Raw genomic sequence first — 17,058 nt, 5'->3', positions numbered from 1 at the left:
TGTTAGACTGTGGGGGGTGGCTGCCGAGTCTATACTGCCGTTGAAGTTGATATTGCCACCTGTCAACTGGACGTCCCCTGTTAGCAATAGGTTTGTGTTATAATCCTGGTTGCCGTTGGTGTTAATATTCCCCCTGAGGTTGGTGGTGGCAGCATTCACAGTAAGGCTATCAGCAGCTATATCCGCCCCAATGGAGATGCTTCCCGGGGAAGAGAGAGATAAATTCACACTGCCGACATTCCCAATGGTTTGATTGAGGTTAAGAATATTGCTGCCAGTTATCTCTAGGGGGGAGTTTAATCGGTTTTCTAAGGCTACATTCAGATTTTCCGTGTTTATGGATATTCCTCCCCTTGCAAGAAACACCGCCGTGGAAGGCAAATCGAAATTGGGGTTGATATTTCTGGCACGAAGAATAATCAAGCCACTGGTATCCGTATCACCTAAACCACTTTCCAAGAAGAAGAAGGAGGGGAGATTTATATCCCCATTTGTTGCCTCTAGTATTATACTGCCAGCTTGTCCGTTGGGAGTAAATGTTGCAATTATATCCCCCATAATAGTAATTGAGCCATTTTGACTGGTTACAGACACATTGCCGGCATTGCCACTGCTTTCAGGGGGAATGAATGTGACTAAACGTCCTCCTGTTATTCTATCCCCGATTTTTACATCTCTCCTGGCATTGATGTTGATATTGCCGCCATTAACACTACTAAACCCTGATGGTGGCACTGTGTCTATTGTCCCCACGATTATATTATTGCCGAAAATGTTTACATTCCGCCCTGGGGCTCTGATAACATCGTCCGTAGCCATTAGGAAATCCCCACTGCCGTCATTGTTGGCATCTGCCCTAAAAGTGATAGAGGTTAATGAGGGGAAGGGGGAGGTAGGAAACTGGAGGGATAAAAGGTTATCTTGCAAATCTTCGATTACGATATTGTTATTGGCCTCGATTACAATATTGCTCAGATAGGAAAGCCCTTCTAAAATGTCTCTGGAAATAGTATAATCCCTGCCAGCACCATCTCCTGCTAGAACTTGTCCATCGGAGAGTTGAAAATCATCTCCTGCAGAGGTTTGGTCTACAATAAGGACATTTTCTGGGTCTAGTAACAGAGTACCAGAATTGCCTCTGGGGGCGCTGGTGTCTACCCTGCCTTGGAAGTTAAGATTCTCCTTGCCTGAAACTTCTACAAAGCCGCCATTGCCTCCCTCACTACCTCCTTTTGCCGCTATTTCTCCCCGAAATGCCGTATTGCCATCACTCCATACTATAACCCTGCCGCCGTCTCCTCTTGTTAAGGCATTGGCCTCAATCTTACTGTCTTTGCCTACTACTGTCACCTGGGAATTGGTGATGCTGCCTTTCCCCTTATAGTCTCCGCCAATTAAAACTTCGCCTCCCCCCGTTTCTCCATTGGCGGTTATCTCGGCTTTTATCACCCCCACCTTGCTTCCCGTTACTGTTATTTCCCCTCCCTTGTTGGAAGACGAGGCGGTTAGCCTACCGGATACTATTGCTACTCCCCCTGAGGGTATGCTGGTGTTTTCCACTTCCACCTGGTTGTTGCTTGCTGTAACTTTCGGTGTTTCTACCCCCGCCCCATTGGCCCCTGTCAACAGGGTGGGCAAATCTTGAGGGGTGAACTCCAGTAAATTTCCTTGAGCATCTCGGGGTATTTCCAATTCTAGGCTCAATAAACTGCCCTCGGGGGTTATTTTTATCCTTGATGTCCCTTCTACCGCCTCTATGTGGATTTTCCCGCCTGCCGTCTCTATGGTGCCCGTGTTTATAACATTCCCACCTACTAGTGTAATTTTTCTCCCCTCTCCTGCTTGCAAGTGCCCCGCATTTATGATACTTCCTGGCTGATTGGTGTTGAAAATAAAACTAGTGGGGTTACCTACAAGATTTTGATAGTCATTGTTACCCACGGCGTTGAAGATGCCATTTTCGAAGCTTATCCCCGTGGCGGTGGTGGCGACAAAGTCTGCTGGTACATTTACCCTAGCATTTTTACCGAATACAATTCCTGCCGGATTCATTATAAACAGGTTGCTGTTTCCCCCTACCACTTCTATCAAGCCGTTGATGTAAGAGGGGTTTCCTCCTGTCACCCTGGTTAGGATATTTTGGATGTAGGAATTTGTCAAAAATGTTGCAATTTCCTGTGGCGTCAAGCCGAATTCTCTAAAGCTATGAAATAGATTTTTTCCGTCTCTTGAAAGGGTATTCCCGTCTATGACAATTCTCTGGCCGTTTCTTGTTACAATGGTTGCCGTAGTGCCGTCTGTTATTATTTCCTGTGCCTTTGATGGGGAGTTATTTAGTGTTAACAACAACGATAATGCCGCCACATACAAATTAACTTTTTTCCACATACAGTCCCCCTCAACTTTTCTTTCTCCTCATTCTAGTTATTTGTTTCTCCCGGTTCAACAGTTTTTTACTTTTGTTTATTTTTCTATACCTATGAGCAACACATAGCCTTCCCAAAACGATTCTACTTGCTATTCTAATTAACGACGGCATCCGGTTGGTTTTTACTCTTTTTCCAACCTATCGTACATCAGTTTCTAAAATGTATCAGTCTAGTTGTTCTATGTTTTCCTCCCAGAAAAGCACCTTATGGCTAATAATGCTTTTGTCCGTAGCATTATTCTCCTTTAATAGATTTTTGTTCAACCGTTTTCTCACCAAGGAAATTCAAAAAAAACGCCCTCCAGATGTTGTTTTATCCGAGGGGGAGATAAGATACATTGCGGAAAAAACCACCGTGAGGATTTTCTCATCCTTGGGAGGGGACAGTGGAGGTTCAGGGGTTATAATTTATCGTCAGGAGGGTAACCATTATGTTATCACTAACCGTCATGTAGTGGAAGGGGAGAATTATCCTTATAAAATTGCCGTGTATGACGGGAAGGTTTATAGCGCGGAAATTGTAAAAAAAACAACTAATTCCTCGGGTAAAAATTACTACGACTTAGCCTTGCTGAAATTTGCTTCCCAAGACAAATACCCCACCATCAAGTTTAGTGAAAATCCTCCAAGGGAAAATGATTTCGTGTTTGCCAGTGGCTTTCCTTTTCAACAAAATTTAAAACAGTCAATCCAAATTAGTTACACCAAAGGGAAATTGGCTAAAATCTTAGACAAGCCCCTAATGGGAGGCTATCAGTTGGGATATACCAATTTAATCCACACTGGTATGAGTGGCGGTGCTATACTAAACAACAAGGGGGAATTAATTGGTATCAATGGCTTGGGCAAATTCCCTCCGCTGGGTAATCCTTATGTTTATGCGGATGGCAAACAGGTGGATGAGAAGGAAATAAAAAACTTTAGCCAGTTGAGTTGGGGAATACCCGTCACCACCATTCGACAATTTTTAAATTCAAATCAGTCAAAAAACTGATACTTCGGCAATAGATAGTTAGTCAAAATGCCTCCAAAAGCAGACAAGTTACAACAAACTATTGATACTGTCAAGACTCTTTTCCATCGTCAACTATCTGAGTATCCCGAGTTGGGGGATATTCTTGTTAAAATCAACAGAATAGAAACTCTCCTCCAGTCTAAAAAATTGACAGTACAAATAGTAGCCCGGGAGGAAAAACTAAGTCAAGCCGGATTTGATTTACTCACACAAATACCGGAATTTAAGCAATCCTGTAACATAAAGTATGACTTATTCCCAGAAATTCCCGTAGCCAGTGAAGCTAAAAACCAGTCTGTTGTCAAATTGAAGTTGGTTAAAATTCTCCAAGACAATATAATAGTCGACCGGGAATATAGCCTCAGGGAAGATAATGTTTATGTGATGGGGAGAAACCCACAACTGAATTTGTTTCTAGATGGGGGTGTTTACAAGGGGGTTTCTTGGCAACATGCGGCAGTTAGGATGACAGTTGACGACGGGAAGAAAAAGTGGCTTGTTGAGGATTTAAACAGTCGCAATGGGGTGTTTGTCAATGGGGAAAGAATAAGTGGTAGCGTTATCCTAGAAGATAAGGACATAATTACCCTGGCTTATCCTTCTTACAAAGAGGGAATTGCCTGTTGGTATTTTCAAGAGGAGATTGTCACTCCTGCCACAAACGAAAGTCATCCCTATTATGATGTAATTGACTGTGACATTTTGTTAATGGCTGCCGATTACAAAGACTATCAATCGGAGAAAATAGTATCATTTCTCAAGACTATTAACGACGAAAAAATTTCTAAACACTTCCTGCTGCTGGATTTGAATATTAACCAAGAGGAAAAACAATTAGAAGCCACCATTAGCCAGTGGGAGACATGGTTAGAGTCTCTTAATCTGCCATACAAAATCGAATTTTACCCCCTTGCCTTGAGTTTCTACTGTCAAGAGGATTTTTCCTCAGCCTCTGTCTCCAAGTCGATGCAGAGGAGATATGACAAATTTATCAAGGCTTTTAGCAGTATTTTTAAACGACAACCGGAGAATCTTCTGGCCAAACGGCTGAGTGTTGAATTGGCTTCTTTGATTTTACCTCTAGAGAAGATTTTACAGGAGGAATACGAGGATTTAAGACAAAAAATTGTCAATCTTCAGAATGAAAAACAAAGCCTGGCGGGGAAAAACTGGAAAGAATTAATCAGAAATGCCATGGCGGAAGTTAAGGAGGATAAGGAAAAATTTTTCAAGCAGGTTAAGTCGGATTTAAGCCAGGCAAAGGCTGCTGTACTGGACAGTTTTAGCAAAAAAAGCATTGTGGGTAAAATCCAGAATTTTGTGGATAATTTGAAGCCAGTTGTCTTTAAAAAGGAAGGCCAGCCTCACGTTAAATTAGCCATTGACTCCAATGACGTTGCCAGCGACGTGAATGAGATTATTATAAAGTTTATTGTTGACAACCTAGAAAACTGGGCTTTAAATGAGTGGAAAAAAGTGTTACATTTCTACGGTAATGGGGGGTTGATTGGGCTGTTAAATCGCTGTTATGATTATATAAATTTTATTCCTGACTTGTTTCCGGATTGTCCTTTCAACCAACCGGCAGATTTAGACATTAAAGGCAATTTTTTGGTGTCTTTTATGACTATCGAGAGTGAAGTGCGTCACAAACAAGATTCCTTGCCGGCTTTTGTCATGAAATCCATTCGCTCAAATTTGATGCAGATTATGATGATGGCCACCTTACTATTTGCTATCTTGGGTCTAAGAGTGGGCAAAAACGAGATGTTTGCCCAAATTTCTTCTGTGCTTAAACGCTTTCCCATTTTGTTAGGTTTAGCAGTTTTTGCTATCATATTTTTCCTTGTAAATTCCTACAATCAGGACAATAATTTAAAGTTGGAGGAGGCGGCAGAAAAGTTGCGAAAAGAAGTGAGCAGTTACTATCAATCTCTGAGTAAAAACCTGGTGGAGAAGATTATTCAAGACATGAACATTGCCCTAGAATATGAAGCGAGCAGACTGGATAACTCCTTAGAAGTTATAGGAGAGGTTTATGAAGAATACCTGAAAGAGGTGGAGAGAAAGCAGGTGGTGATTCAAGCCAATTTGGATGTGTTGAAAGAGAAGGAAAAAACTCTGGCAAAAGAGATTACTGAGGTGAAAAAACTAATTGCCCTATCTGGATAGTAGAGACAAAATTTAAAGGTTTTTACGCCAATATTGCTATTATTATTTCATTATAATATTAGGTTTTTATTATGGTTTAACGCTTAGGCAAGTAAAATAGCCCTAGGGGTTGTCACTGTTTTTAAGAAACACCGGAAACATAGGGGAATAAATTCTACTCTATTTTTGTTGAGAAGCTAGCCGGTTGAGGGAAAAACCATAAAAACAATTATTAACAGTCGGTAATGACGTCAAGTGTAATCTTTTGGGGAGAGATTGAAATTAACCTTGTCAATATTTTCTTAGTTTAATGGCAGTACTGCCCAGGGTTTTTTTCCTTAGAATCTCAAAACATTCTGTGATTGCCCTAAGAATTACCACATTATCAATACCAAGCAATCTAACAACAAGACCATTTTTTGCAAAAAGGGAATTGCTAGCTTTGATGGATTTATGATTCTGTAATGCAAAGTGAATCTTATCACTAAGATCCCTGTTAATTTTGTCTGAGATACAGATCAGTTGTCCGTAGAAGGAATATTTATCAAAAACACAAATGTTGTTAATTTTTTTTTCTCGTGGTTTTAGGACCATGTTATCATAAAAGATTAGTCTGTTGTCGTGAAAAATTCTGGTCTTTCTTATGAAGTAATCGTATAGAAAACTCTCCCCTTTTTTGACCCTTCCGGGGAAAATAATCTCGGCCAGGAAAACGGTTGCCCCCTCTTCAAGTCTCACTTCCGTCTCGGAGTTGAATCGACTATGGGCAAAGGGAATGTAAGGATCAGGAAAATACTCAAGAAGTGCGTACTTGCCCACGTGAAAAACCTCTTTAACACGTGCCTCTGAATCCCCCATTGTGTAAATCTTGGTGGCTGACTGGGTGGTTATGAAAACCTTTGAATGGGGTGCAAGAGACACTTTTATTTCATAGCTATCCCCCTGAAGCATGCCGGCTGTTGGATTCATTATATAGAGAAAGGCTTCGCCGGAGTCGTCAAGATACAGGGGTTTTGCAATCTTTAATGGGATTTTGCAATAGCAATCCTCTATATAGGTTTTCCCGTGATTGCAGTTCAATTGGAGACGAAGGCATCCAACATTTTCACCCATTAGCGCCTTAAATCCTCAAAAAAAGCATTTTTTCTTATCCATGTTATTATCTCGTCCAATCCCTTCTCTTGTTTCAGATTTGTGAATATAAAGGGCCTGTCTCCCCTCATCTTCTTTGCATCTCTTTCCATCACCCCTAAGTCTGCGCCCACCATTGGTGCGAGATCAATTTTGTTTATAACTAGGAGGTCAGATCTGATTATTCCTGGGCCGCCCTTTCGGGGAATTTTATCTCCTGCAGAGACGTCGATTACATATATGAAAAGGTCTACAAGTTCGGGACTAAAAGATGCCGCCAAGTTGTCTCCACCACTTTCAACAAATATGAGGTCAAGGGAGGGGAATTTTTCTATGAGATATTCCACTGCTTCCATATTCATGGATACATCCTCTCTGATGGCCGTATGGGGACATCCTCCCGTCTCAACTCCTATAACCCTTGCGGGGGGCAGAGCTCCATTTTTTATTAGGAATTCTGCGTCTTCTTTTGTGTAAATGTCATTTGTCACCACTGCCATCTCATATTCGTCTAGCATTCTTCTTGTAAGTTTCTCAATTAGCATAGTTTTCCCCGAGCCGACGGGCCCTCCAACTCCTATTTTTACTGGTTTCATAACAGCGCACCTCCTTAGGACATAAAAAGTCTACTGTAGAGTCTCTCATGTGTCATACACCTTATGTCATAGGCGGGGGCGAATACCCCAAGGTCCTCTTCTGAGAGGGTTAGAACCTCCTGAACCGTTTTAATTATTATGTCATGGAGGGAGCATAATATCATCTGTGCTTCTTTTTGTCCTAGTGGCATAAGTTTTATTGAAGCTGAGAGCATATTTGCTGTGCTGTTGTAGGTGAAGGAGATAAGGGAGTGAACCAAGGGTATCCCCAATACGGATGTTACAGCGCCATACACAGTAGCATGATTGCCACTGGCCAAACCTTGTTTTACTTGTCCTGAAAACTCCCTGAGCAATGAACTGTCCCATAGAGTCGCCCATGTGTTCAGCAGGGTTTTACCCATTTTTATGCTTGCCATTTTTGTTTCATAGCAGCTTTTAGTTGCTGTCAAGGTGTTGTCAATCCTAATAAGGGACTCCAGCTCTTCGCTTTTGGTGTAACTATGGGCAAGGTATAGAGCGAGGAGATCTGTGTACTTTATGAGCTCGTTCAAGTATATTTCCAGAAAATTTTTTAGCTCATCTCCCGAGCTTATAATACCTTCCTGTATGTATGTTTCCAGTCCAAAGGAGTGGTTGAATCCCCCCACTGGAAAAAAAGAATCACTTATTTGCAGTGAGGCAAGAAAGGCCTTTTTAGTGATGGTGTCCTGAAATTTGCAAGGCATTTGATACCTTCCTGTTTACTCTTTGGATTTTAAAGTCGAATTTTTTTAGATAATCCCAAAGGGTGGAATCATAGGGGGTGAATACCTTATTTTCCTCAATGAAAACAGTGAGATGCCGGTTTCCGAGGAGAAAGCAGGCATGTCCCATTTCCTCCATATTCCCTGGTTCAATCATAATCAGGTCCACAGGGAGTATTTCTACTACTACAACCCTTTCCTCATCGCAGTAAATTACATCACCGTCTTTAATACTGCCCGTTTTTTCGAGGGAAATCCCAATCTCTGTGCCTTTGTCTGTTTTTCCCCTTAGAAGTCTTTTGCCCGTTTCATGCCACTGAAGGGGTAGTTTTTCCAAAATCCTCCCCCCTATATCCAGTTCCTTGATGTTGCCAATTATCTTATTCACTATCATCGCCAAAATCCTCCATCAACCGTCCTGGCGGCTAAAATAAAAAATACCTCTGGGCTAAAGACAGCTCCCTTGCCGGTTGGGATTTTATTAGTTCGCCATCAACTCTTACCTCATAGGTTTCAGGGTTTACCTCTATATTTGCAGTCACATCATTCAGTTGCATACTCTTCTTTGTAATATTCCTGCAGTTTTCCACTGGCACAACTTTTTTTTGGAGTTTAAGTTTTTCTGCTATGCCGTTCTCATAGGCAGTCTTTGATACAAAAGTGAGACAGGTTCCATACTTGGCTCGGCCATAGGCTCCGAACATCAGCCTACTTAAAACCGGCTGTGGGGTAGGGATAGAGGCATTAGGATCCCCCATCTGGGAGGCAATTATCATCCCACCTTTTATTATCAATTCAGGCTTGACGCCGAAAAACTTTGGTCTCCATAGCACAATGTCGGCCATTTTGCCCGTTTCCAAAGAGCCTACATGTCTTGATATACCGTGGGTTATGGCGGGATTTATTGTGTACTTTGCTATATATCTTCTGACTCTGAAGTTGTCATTATCCCCCTTTTCCTGCTGAAGTGGTCCCCTTTCTTTTTTCATCTTGTCTGCCGTCTGCCATGTTCTTATAATTACCTCGCCAACCCTTCCCATGGCCTGTGAATCGGAGCTCATCATGCTGATAATGCCCATATCATGAAGGACATCTTCTGCTGCTATGGTTTCCGGTCTTATGCGGGAGTCTGCAAAGGCTACATCCTCAGGTATTTTACTGCTCAAGTGGTGACAGACCATGAGCATGTCGAGATGTTCTTCAAGGGTGTTGATGGTATAGGGCATTGTGGGATTTGTGGATGAGGGGAGAACATTCATATAGGAGGCTATTTTGATTATGTCTGGGGCATGTCCGCCTCCTGCACCTTCTGTGTGGTATGTGTGGATAGTCCTTCCGTTTATGGCGGCTGTGGTATCCTCTAAGAATCCAGCCTCATTTAAGGTGTCCGTATGAATGGAAACCTGAACATCAAAAGCCTCTGCCACAGTAAGACATGTGTCAATTACTGAGGGAGTTGCGCCCCAGTCCTCATGGATTTTCATTCCCACCGCACCGGCCTTGAGCTGTTCAACAATGGGCTCGGCAGAAGAGGCATTTCCCTTCCCGAGAAATCCAAGATTTACAGGGAACTCTTCAGCAGATTCAAGCATTCTGTGGATGTTCCATATCCCCGGGGTACAAGTTGTAGCATTTGTCCCCGTGGCAGGACCTGTTCCGCCCCCAATCATTGTGGTTATGCCTGAAAAAAGGGCGGTTTCTATTTGCTGGGGACATATGAAGTGTATGTGGGTATCCACCCCACCGGCAGTGGCTATGAGACCCTCAGCAGATATTACTTCTGTGCTGGCCCCTATGACCATATTTGGCTGAACACCGTCCATTGTGTCAGGGTTCCCGGCCTTGCCTATACCCACAATGATGCCTTCTTTTATTCCTATATCCGCCTTGACTATTCCCCAGTAGTCCACTATTACCACATTTGTAATTACAAGATCTAGGGCTCCTGTATTGCTCGTTGCCCTTGAACACTGACCCATTCCATCTCTGACTACCTTCCCGCCACCAAATTTGCACTCGTCTCCGTATACCGTATAGTCTTTTTCGATTTCAATGAATAATTCTGTGTCGGCAAGACGTATTTTATCTCCTACCGTTGGACCGAAAAGGTCTACATATTCTTTTCTAGTAAGCCTCAGACTCATCCTACTCCTCCATGAAACCAAGATTTTTCGCCCTCTTCAAAGAGTCAATTTTTTTGCTCGCTTCAAATACAGCGCCTTCTGTAAGTCTATTAAAGCCATGAACTACTTTAGTCCCCCCGAGGGCGACTAGTGTGACCTCCTTCTCCTCACCGGGTTCAAATCTAACGGCAGTCCCCGCAGGTATATTTAGTCGCATACCAAAGGCTTTTTCTCTATCAAATTTGAGGGCTTTATTTACTTCAAAAAAATGGAAATGAGACCCCACCTGAATTGGCCTGTCACCAGTGTTGGCAACGAGTATTTTTACTGTATGTCGTCCCTGATTACAGATGACGGGTTCGTCCTTAAGGATATACTCTCCAGGGATCATTTTTTCCTCCTATCTTATTGGATTATGCACTGTTACGAGTTTTGTCCCATCGGGGAATGTGGCTTCCACCTGTACTTCATCAATCATCTCCGCAACACCTGGAAGGACTTCCTCTTTTGTAAGAATTTTTGTTCCCAAACTCATCAATTCGGCCACTGTCTTGCCCTCTCTAGCTCCTTCCAATATCTCTGCGCTTATTAGGGCCACCGCTTCGGGATAGTTGAGTTTAAGTCCTCTTTCTTTTCTGGATTTTGCCAGTTGGGCAGCAACATAGATTAATAGTTTTTCTATTTCTCTTGGACTCAAGTGCATCCTTACACCTCCCCCTCAAATTGTGAGATAGCTTTTTACTTGCTCATCATCAAGCTCCTTGGCCTTGCCCTCAAAAACTATTTTCCCGCAGTCCATCACGTAAATACTTTGTGCTACGTCGAGGGCGAAATCAAGATACTGCTCTACCAGAAGAATGGCAACTCCTTTTTCCTTATTGATTCTCTTAATCGCCTCCTGAATCTCAGAGACAATTGAGGGCTGTATTCCTTCTGTTGGCTCATCCATGAGTATGAGTCTAGGTTTCCTCAGGAGAACTCTGGCAATGGCCAATTGCTGTTGTTGTCCGCCACTGAGATTTCCCCCAAGACGGTTCATAATACACTTTAGCATGGGGAAAAGCTCTAAGACTTCATCCATTTCCCACTTATTAATCTTGTCCAGTCCCACAGTCAGATTTTCACGGACAGTAAGATAGGGGAAGATCCCCCTCCCCTGGGGGACATATCCAATGCCCAGGTTTGCCCTTTTGTCGGGGGGAAGATTTTTAATGTTTATGTTTTTGAAGAATATGTCTCCCCTCTTCACATCAACAAGTCCCATTATAGCCTTCATCAGTGTGGTTTTCCCCACCCCATTTCTCCCAATCAAAGACACTATAGTGCCGTCTCCCACTGTTAGGTTAACATTCCTTAGGATCTCTGTCCCCCCCCGTGAGGCTGTGAGATTCTCAATGGCCAACATTTTCTTTTCTGTTCCTCCCAAGATAAACTTCTGCTACCTTTGGGTCTTCCTGAATTGTATTTATATTTCCCTCACAGAGGATCTTGCCTTCATGCATCACCGTTATTCTTCTAGCAAACTGTCGTACAAAGTTCATATCATGCTCTACTATAAGGATGGAACAACTCCTCATGTTGAGAATATTTTTGAGAAGTTGACCCATTTTTGTCCTCTCCTCTTTACTCAAGCCTGCCACTGGTTCGTCAAGGAGTATAAGCTCTGCTTCCTGTACAAGGAGCATAGCAATTTCTAGTATTTGCTTTTCTCCATGTGACAGATGAGAGGCTTTTAAATCCCTCTTGTTTAACAGGCCTGTGAGCTCAAGGGTTTCTAAAATCTTCTTTTCTTCATTGTTTATTTTTTTTGAGAATATAGAACTCAGTATGCCCTTTTTTCTCTTGAGGGCTATTTCCATGTTTTCATAAACTGTGAGCTCGTCAAAAACAGAGGGTGTCTGAAACTTCCTCCCGATTCCTAGGGACACCAATTCGTGTTCCTTTTTTCTGAGCACATCAATGTTATCTTTAAAAATTACCCTTCCCCTCTGCGGTTTAGTTTTGCCACAAATTACATCCAACAGAGTAGTTTTCCCAGCACCGTTAGGGCCGATAAGAAATCTCAGTTCGCCGCAGTCGACATACATGCTAAGGCCGTCAATGGCTCTAAAACCGTCAAATTCTACGGTAAGACCTTCAATGTATAGTATTGTGGACTGCCTCATATTTAACTCCTCTTATTCTTCGCTTGTTAAAAGACGCCGAGAAGTTTTTTGTTCTCCAAAAAATTTTCTTGTCAGCCCTGAAAGTCCCTGTGGGAAGAGTAAAACCACCAGGACAAACAGCAGTCCTTGAAAATAAAGCCATAGGTCCGGGAAGGATTCACTGAGATAGGTTTTAGCACTGTTCACTAAAAGAGCTCCTACCACTGCCCCAAAAAGGGTCGCCCTTCCGCCCACTGCAACCCATATCACCATCTCTATTGAGGGCACAACCCCTATCATGGCTGGGGATATTATTCCTACCTGAGCAACAAAAAGGGCTCCCGCAAGGCCTGCCAGGCTTGCAGAAAGGGAGAGGGCAAAGGTTTTAAACTTCACTGTGTCATAGCCACAGAACTTTACCCTGTCCTCCATGTCCCTTATGGCAATGAGTATTTTCCCAAACCTTGAACTCAGGAGTTTGCGACAAACAAAGAGGGAAACAAAAAGACATAAAACTGTAATAAAGTACAGTACAAGCTGAACACCTTTGCTGGCAAGGGGGAAGCCCAATATTGTATCAAAGTTTGTGATTCCGTTTGTACCTCCAGTGTATGGCTGTTGTCCTATTATCAGAATAGAAAGAATTAGTGCGCTGGCTTGGGTTATTATGGAGAAGTAAACCCCCCTTATGTCGCTTCTGAATATCATATACCCCATCAGACCGGCCACAATGGCTGGCATAACCAGTGAGGAGAGGAGGGCAAAAGGGAAACTTTGAAAGGGTTTCCAGAAAAAAGGAAGTTCTGTGAGTCCGCTCCATTCCATGAAATCCGGTAGACTTCCCCTTGATGCTTCCAGTTTTAGATACATGGCCATGGAGTAGGCTCCTATGCCAAAGAAGATCCCATGGCCAAGGCTAAGCATTCCGCCATATCCCCAAACCACATCTATTGCAATGGCGACTATACAGTAGGTTAAAAACTTGGCCAGGAGACTTAATCTGAAATCCGAAAGGAAGAGAGGGGCTAAAACGAGAAGTAGAAAAAACAAACCCACTAGGGGGTAGCCTTTGTCAAATTTTCTCAACAACATTTTTTTTTCCCCTTATTCTAGTGCCCTTGTTTTTGCGGCAATGAGTCCAGATGGTTTCCATTGTATGAAAGCAATAACAAATAAAAGGGCAAAGACTTTCCCCATTGTGGCAGTGCTGCCAAATTCCAGGATTGTATTCAAAAACCCTATGACAAAGGCTGCCAGAATAGTTCCTGTAAGTTTTCCTAAACCCCCCAGCACCACCACCATGAAGGCGTCTACTATGTAGTGTGTCCCGATTGCGGGCCCTATGGGACCTATAAGACATAGGGCACAGCCAGCGACCCCTGCTAGGCCCGAGCCCAGGGCAAAGGTTAGAGCGTCAACCCTTCTTGTGTTTATACCAAGACAGGCTGCCATGGCTCTGTTCTGCATTACTGCCCTCATTCTACAACCCCACTTAGTTTTGTATATGTAAAAATAGATACTTGTTACACAAAAAAGGGCCATGAATAGGATGAATAGTCTTGGATAGGGAATTTGAAGCTCACTTGAAATTTTAAAGCCTTCCTTCAGCCACTCGGGGGTTTTGACCTCTACATTGGGGGCACCAAAAATATTCCTTGCCATTTGTTGTAATATAAGACTTATCCCCCAGGTAACAAGTAGGGTGTCAAGGGTCCTCCCATAAAGGTGCCTAATTATGGTTACCTCCAACAGTAGACCAATAAGGCCAGTAACCAAAAAGGAAACAGGCAGGGCAATGAAATAAAAAAGACCGAGATGTTGGGGCAGATTTTTCAGGAAAAAATTTTGAATGACATAGGTGCTATAGGCTCCAATCATTATCAGTTCCCCATGTGCCATGTTAATTACTTTCATTAGCCCGAAAGTTATTGCCAGGCCCACGGCAATTAAAAGAAGTATGGAGCCAACTGAAAGACCGTTAAAGAGTTGAAGTAGGAAGACTTCCATTTACACTCCCTCATCTGTTGTCTTTTTTACAAACCAGAGCCCTTAGGGGCTTTAACCGGAGTCCAATTTATTTTGCCGATAGTTCCTTCGCCCAGGGATAACTCTTAAGATAAGGATCTGGTTTTACGGGACTTCCAGAGTTCCATACCTCTTTAAACTGGCCGTCTTCCGTTACGACCCCGATTCTAACTGTTTTCCACGTGTGTTGGTTTTCCTCGTCCACCTTTACAATCCCCCCAGGAGCTTTGAACTCAATCCCTTTTGCCGCCTGTCGCACTTTGTCTACATCTGTTGAGCCTGCCTTTTCTACTGCCTTGGCCCAAAGATAAACCTGAAAGTATGCTGCTTCAATGGGATCTGCTGTGACTCTATTTTGTCCATAGCGAGTTTTAAATTTCTGTACGAATTCCTTGTTTTCCGGTGTGTCCACAGACTGAAAATAGTTCCACACTGCATAGTGTCCCTTGATGTATTCTGGGCCAATTCCTCTTATTTCCTCCTCTGCTATACTTACTGACATTGTTGGTATGTCTTTTGCAGTTATGCCTGCTGCATTTAGCTGTTTAAAGAAGGCCACATTACTGTCGCCGTTAAGGGTATTGAAGATGACATCAGGCTTTGAGGTCTTAATTTTATTTATGATGGTGCTGTAGTCGGTGTGTCCCAGTGGGGTATATTCTTCTGCCACAACAACCCCACCCATTGCCTTGAGCTGAGCTTTAATTATCTTGTTAGCCGTTCTCGGAAAAACATAATCAGAGCCCAGGAGGAAAAACTTTTTCTTTCCTTGCTTGAGTAACCACTCTACTGCTGGTACAATCTGTTGATTGGCAGACGCGCCAGTATAGAATATATTTGGGGAGGACTCTAATCCCTCATACTGTACCGGGTACCACAAAAGACCGTTATATTTTTCCACAACGGGCAAAACTGCCTTTCTACTGGCGGAGGTCCAACAACCGAAAATAGTGGCTACTTTGTCCCTTTCGAGAAGTTTTTTGGCTTTCTCTGCAAAAGTAGGCCAGTCAGAAGCGCCGTCTTCAACCACTGGCACAATCTTCTTGCCAAGTACACCGTTTTTGGCATTGAGCTCCTCAATGGCCATCAACTCAGCATCCCGCAGGGATGTCTCACTAATGGACATAGTTCCACTGAGGGAATGAAGAATTCCCACCTTTATTACATTTTCCTCTTCCCTTCTCCCCCCATTACAACCCGTGAGCAAAAAGAAGATCACTAAGATGAACAAGGAGAACAAACCTGAGGGCATAAAATTTACCCTCTTGTGAATAAAAACAGAAAAAAGCCCGGTGTTAATGTATTTTTCTTTCATTCTGACTTGAATTTGTCTTTTTTGACCCCTTCAAGGGTGCCATTGTAAAAACACCACATGGGATTTTTCTGTCATGGGGAATACAAAATTGTCAAAACATAAAAGGCTCCCTGCCTCCCGAATGCCCCTTGTTGTGGGAAAGTGCCCGGGGGTATGATGTGGGGGGTAGGGGGTAGAATGTGGGGGGTGGAGGGGATGTCTTTTTTCAAACCCTTTGCCTGCCCACTTGACATCTCCCAGAATTTGGCCTACGATGGGGTTCTAGCTGCCAACAGTAAGAGTGGCTCTGACTATGTCTTCCTGTTTTTCCATGTAAAAACCGAGTCGACGACAAAGGTTTTGCATGCCCAGGTTTTCGGGCAACATTTCAGCGATAATCTCCCTAATTCCCTCTTTGCCGGCTATCTCTACTAATTGTCGACAAACAAGTGTGCCTAGTCCTTGTTTCTGATATTTGTCCTTGACAAGAATCCCCAACTCTGCCTTATCTTCCTCCCCATGGACTTTACTTAGACGGGCGATGGCCATGATTTCCTTTTGGGGAGACTGGGCCACTAATGCTATCTCCCTATCATAGTCTACAAAGCAAATTCTGGCAAGTCTTTCATGGGATATGAGGGACTGATGACTTATGGAGTGGAAGTAGCGGAGATAGACACTCTCTTGTGATAAATCCCGGAAAAATTGTACCACAAGGGGTTCATCTTCTGGACGAATGGGGCGAATGGTGACACTCAGGCCATTGGGTAGGGATTGAGTGGTAATATATTGACTGGGATAGGGGCGAATGGCAGGAGGTATGATGTCTTCTGGTTTGGTGTTGGGGGGATATAGTAAGACTCTGGCATCTAAGGCTATCATTCCTTCGGGGGAGACTAGAAGGGGATTGATGTCTATTTCCTTAATGAGGGGATTTTCCAGGACTAATTGACTAAATATTACCAAAATCTCTTCCAGTTTGTTTAAATCTACTGCCTTTCTTCCTCTAACCCCTTTTAATGCCGTATAGATTTTAGTTTGCTCCATCAATCTTCGGGCAAGGGTAGTGTTGAGGGGGGGGAGGGCAATGGCCTGATCCTGGTATACTTCTACTAGTTGTCCTCCTGTGCCAAATAGGATCACAGGACCGAATTGGGGGTCAACAGTACTGCCTATAATTACTTCATACCCCCTAGGGATTACCATTTTTTGTACTGTAACACCTAAGAAGTCGGCACTAGACACGCGATTCTTGATGTCATTGAAGGCTTCTGCCACTTCTTTGGCATTGGTGAGATTGAGTTTAACACCTCCCACATCGGTTTTGTGGGTGATGGTTTCTGAATGGAGTTTCAACACGACGGGATAGCCTATTTCCTCGGCAATACCGATGGCCTCCTCTACG

General features: G+C 43.2%; 16 protein-coding genes. 2 read left to right on the top strand and 14 right to left on the bottom strand.

Features of this window, described 5'->3' with window-relative positions; genetic code table 11:
- On the bottom strand, positions 1–2,388 hold a 2,388-nt coding region (locus tag IGQ44_12875; protein HIK38869.1), incomplete at its 3' end, for a filamentous hemagglutinin N-terminal domain-containing protein.
- A 257-nt stretch (positions 2,389–2,645) separates the two neighbouring features.
- Between IGQ44_12875 and IGQ44_12870 the strand changes: the two genes are divergently transcribed.
- Positions 2,646–3,422 (top strand): trypsin-like peptidase domain-containing protein, encoded by a 777-nt coding sequence (locus IGQ44_12870; protein HIK38868.1) that lies wholly within the window; start codon positions 2,646–2,648, stop codon positions 3,420–3,422.
- Between the two features lie 27 nt (positions 3,423–3,449).
- Positions 3,450–5,615, top strand: a complete 2,166-nt coding sequence (locus tag IGQ44_12865) for an FHA domain-containing protein (GenBank protein ID HIK38867.1) — start codon at positions 3,450–3,452, stop codon at positions 5,613–5,615.
- 270 nt (positions 5,616–5,885) lie between these two features.
- Here IGQ44_12865 and IGQ44_12860 read toward each other — a convergent pair whose 3' ends face one another.
- The 13 genes from IGQ44_12860 to IGQ44_12800 all read right to left on the bottom strand — a co-directional run.
- Entirely contained in the window at positions 5,886–6,707 is an 822-nt protein-coding gene (locus IGQ44_12860) for an urease accessory protein UreD (GenBank protein ID HIK38866.1), read from the bottom strand.
- Positions 6,707–7,321, bottom strand: coding sequence for an urease accessory protein UreG (gene ureG / locus IGQ44_12855; GenBank protein HIK38865.1), 615 nt, complete (start codon positions 7,319–7,321; stop codon positions 6,707–6,709). The genes IGQ44_12860 and ureG overlap by 1 nt, the downstream gene beginning before the upstream one ends.
- 14 nt (positions 7,322–7,335) lie before the next feature.
- Positions 7,336–8,049: an urease accessory protein UreF gene (locus IGQ44_12850; GenBank protein HIK38864.1), complete on the bottom strand. Its 714-nt coding sequence runs from the start codon at positions 8,047–8,049 to the stop codon at positions 7,336–7,338.
- Positions 8,018–8,461, bottom strand: coding sequence for an urease accessory protein UreE (locus IGQ44_12845; GenBank protein ID HIK38863.1), 444 nt, complete (start codon positions 8,459–8,461; stop codon positions 8,018–8,020). Before IGQ44_12845 ends, IGQ44_12850 begins: the two co-directional genes overlap by 32 nt.
- 31 nt (positions 8,462–8,492) lie before the next feature.
- Complete coding sequence (gene ureC / locus IGQ44_12840; protein HIK38862.1) at positions 8,493–10,211, bottom strand: urease subunit alpha; 1,719 nt, start codon at positions 10,209–10,211, stop codon at positions 8,493–8,495.
- A 1-nt stretch (position 10,212) separates the two neighbouring features.
- Complete coding sequence (locus tag IGQ44_12835) at positions 10,213–10,581, bottom strand: urease subunit beta (GenBank protein HIK38861.1); 369 nt, start codon at positions 10,579–10,581, stop codon at positions 10,213–10,215.
- Between the two features lie 9 nt (positions 10,582–10,590).
- Positions 10,591–10,893 (bottom strand): urease subunit gamma, encoded by a 303-nt coding sequence (locus tag IGQ44_12830; protein HIK38860.1) that lies wholly within the window; start codon positions 10,891–10,893, stop codon positions 10,591–10,593.
- Between the two features lie 15 nt (positions 10,894–10,908).
- On the bottom strand, positions 10,909–11,595 hold the full coding sequence (gene urtE, locus IGQ44_12825; protein HIK38859.1) for an urea ABC transporter ATP-binding subunit UrtE: 687 nt from the start codon (positions 11,593–11,595) through the stop codon (positions 10,909–10,911).
- Entirely contained in the window at positions 11,582–12,355 is a 774-nt protein-coding gene (gene urtD / locus IGQ44_12820; GenBank protein HIK38858.1) for an urea ABC transporter ATP-binding protein UrtD, read from the bottom strand. Before urtD ends, urtE begins: the two co-directional genes overlap by 14 nt.
- A 12-nt stretch (positions 12,356–12,367) precedes the next feature.
- Positions 12,368–13,426, bottom strand: a complete 1,059-nt coding sequence (gene urtC / locus IGQ44_12815; GenBank protein ID HIK38857.1) for an urea ABC transporter permease subunit UrtC — start codon at positions 13,424–13,426, stop codon at positions 12,368–12,370.
- 12 nt (positions 13,427–13,438) lie between these two features.
- Positions 13,439–14,341, bottom strand: coding sequence for an urea ABC transporter permease subunit UrtB (urtB, locus tag IGQ44_12810; protein ID HIK38856.1), 903 nt, complete (start codon positions 14,339–14,341; stop codon positions 13,439–13,441).
- 67 nt (positions 14,342–14,408) lie between these two features.
- The gene (gene urtA / locus IGQ44_12805; GenBank protein HIK38855.1) at positions 14,409–15,611 is read right to left on the bottom strand and encodes an urea ABC transporter substrate-binding protein; all 1,203 of its coding nucleotides are present in this window, start codon (positions 15,609–15,611) and stop codon (positions 14,409–14,411) included.
- 324 nt (positions 15,612–15,935) lie between these two features.
- Positions 15,936–17,058: GNAT family N-acetyltransferase (locus tag IGQ44_12800; GenBank protein ID HIK38854.1), on the bottom strand; the 1,123-nt coding region annotated here is incomplete at its 5' end.

The sequence above is a fragment of the Geminocystis sp. M7585_C2015_104 genome, assembly GCA_015295805.1.
GTDB lineage: Bacteria > Cyanobacteriota > Cyanobacteriia > Cyanobacteriales > Cyanobacteriaceae > DVEF01.
This window is presented reverse-complemented; position numbering and strand designations above follow the sequence as displayed.

Coding starts and splice junctions, on each gene's coding strand:
- IGQ44_12830 (HIK38860.1), bottom strand. CDS start 10,893: ATGCACTTGAGTCCAAGAGAAATAGAAAAACTATTAATCTATGTTGCT.
- urtB (HIK38856.1), bottom strand. CDS start 14,341: ATGGAAGTCTTCCTACTTCAACTCTTTAACGGTCTTTCAGTTGGCTCC.
- urtE (HIK38859.1), bottom strand. CDS start 11,595: ATGTTGGCCATTGAGAATCTCACAGCCTCACGGGGGGGGACAGAGATC.
- urtC (HIK38857.1), bottom strand. CDS start 13,426: ATGTTGTTGAGAAAATTTGACAAAGGCTACCCCCTAGTGGGTTTGTTT.
- IGQ44_12865 (HIK38867.1), top strand. CDS start 3,450: ATGCCTCCAAAAGCAGACAAGTTACAACAAACTATTGATACTGTCAAG.
- urtA (HIK38855.1), bottom strand. CDS start 15,611: ATGCCCTCAGGTTTGTTCTCCTTGTTCATCTTAGTGATCTTCTTTTTG.
- urtD (HIK38858.1), bottom strand. CDS start 12,355: ATGAGGCAGTCCACAATACTATACATTGAAGGTCTTACCGTAGAATTT.
- IGQ44_12860 (HIK38866.1), bottom strand. CDS start 6,707: ATGGGTGAAAATGTTGGATGCCTTCGTCTCCAATTGAACTGCAATCAC.
- IGQ44_12835 (HIK38861.1), bottom strand. CDS start 10,581: ATGATCCCTGGAGAGTATATCCTTAAGGACGAACCCGTCATCTGTAAT.
- IGQ44_12870 (HIK38868.1), top strand. CDS start 2,646: ATGCTTTTGTCCGTAGCATTATTCTCCTTTAATAGATTTTTGTTCAAC.
- ureC (HIK38862.1), bottom strand. CDS start 10,211: ATGAGTCTGAGGCTTACTAGAAAAGAATATGTAGACCTTTTCGGTCCA.
- ureG (HIK38865.1), bottom strand. CDS start 7,321: ATGAAACCAGTAAAAATAGGAGTTGGAGGGCCCGTCGGCTCGGGGAAA.
- IGQ44_12845 (HIK38863.1), bottom strand. CDS start 8,461: ATGATAGTGAATAAGATAATTGGCAACATCAAGGAACTGGATATAGGG.
- IGQ44_12850 (HIK38864.1), bottom strand. CDS start 8,049: ATGCCTTGCAAATTTCAGGACACCATCACTAAAAAGGCCTTTCTTGCC.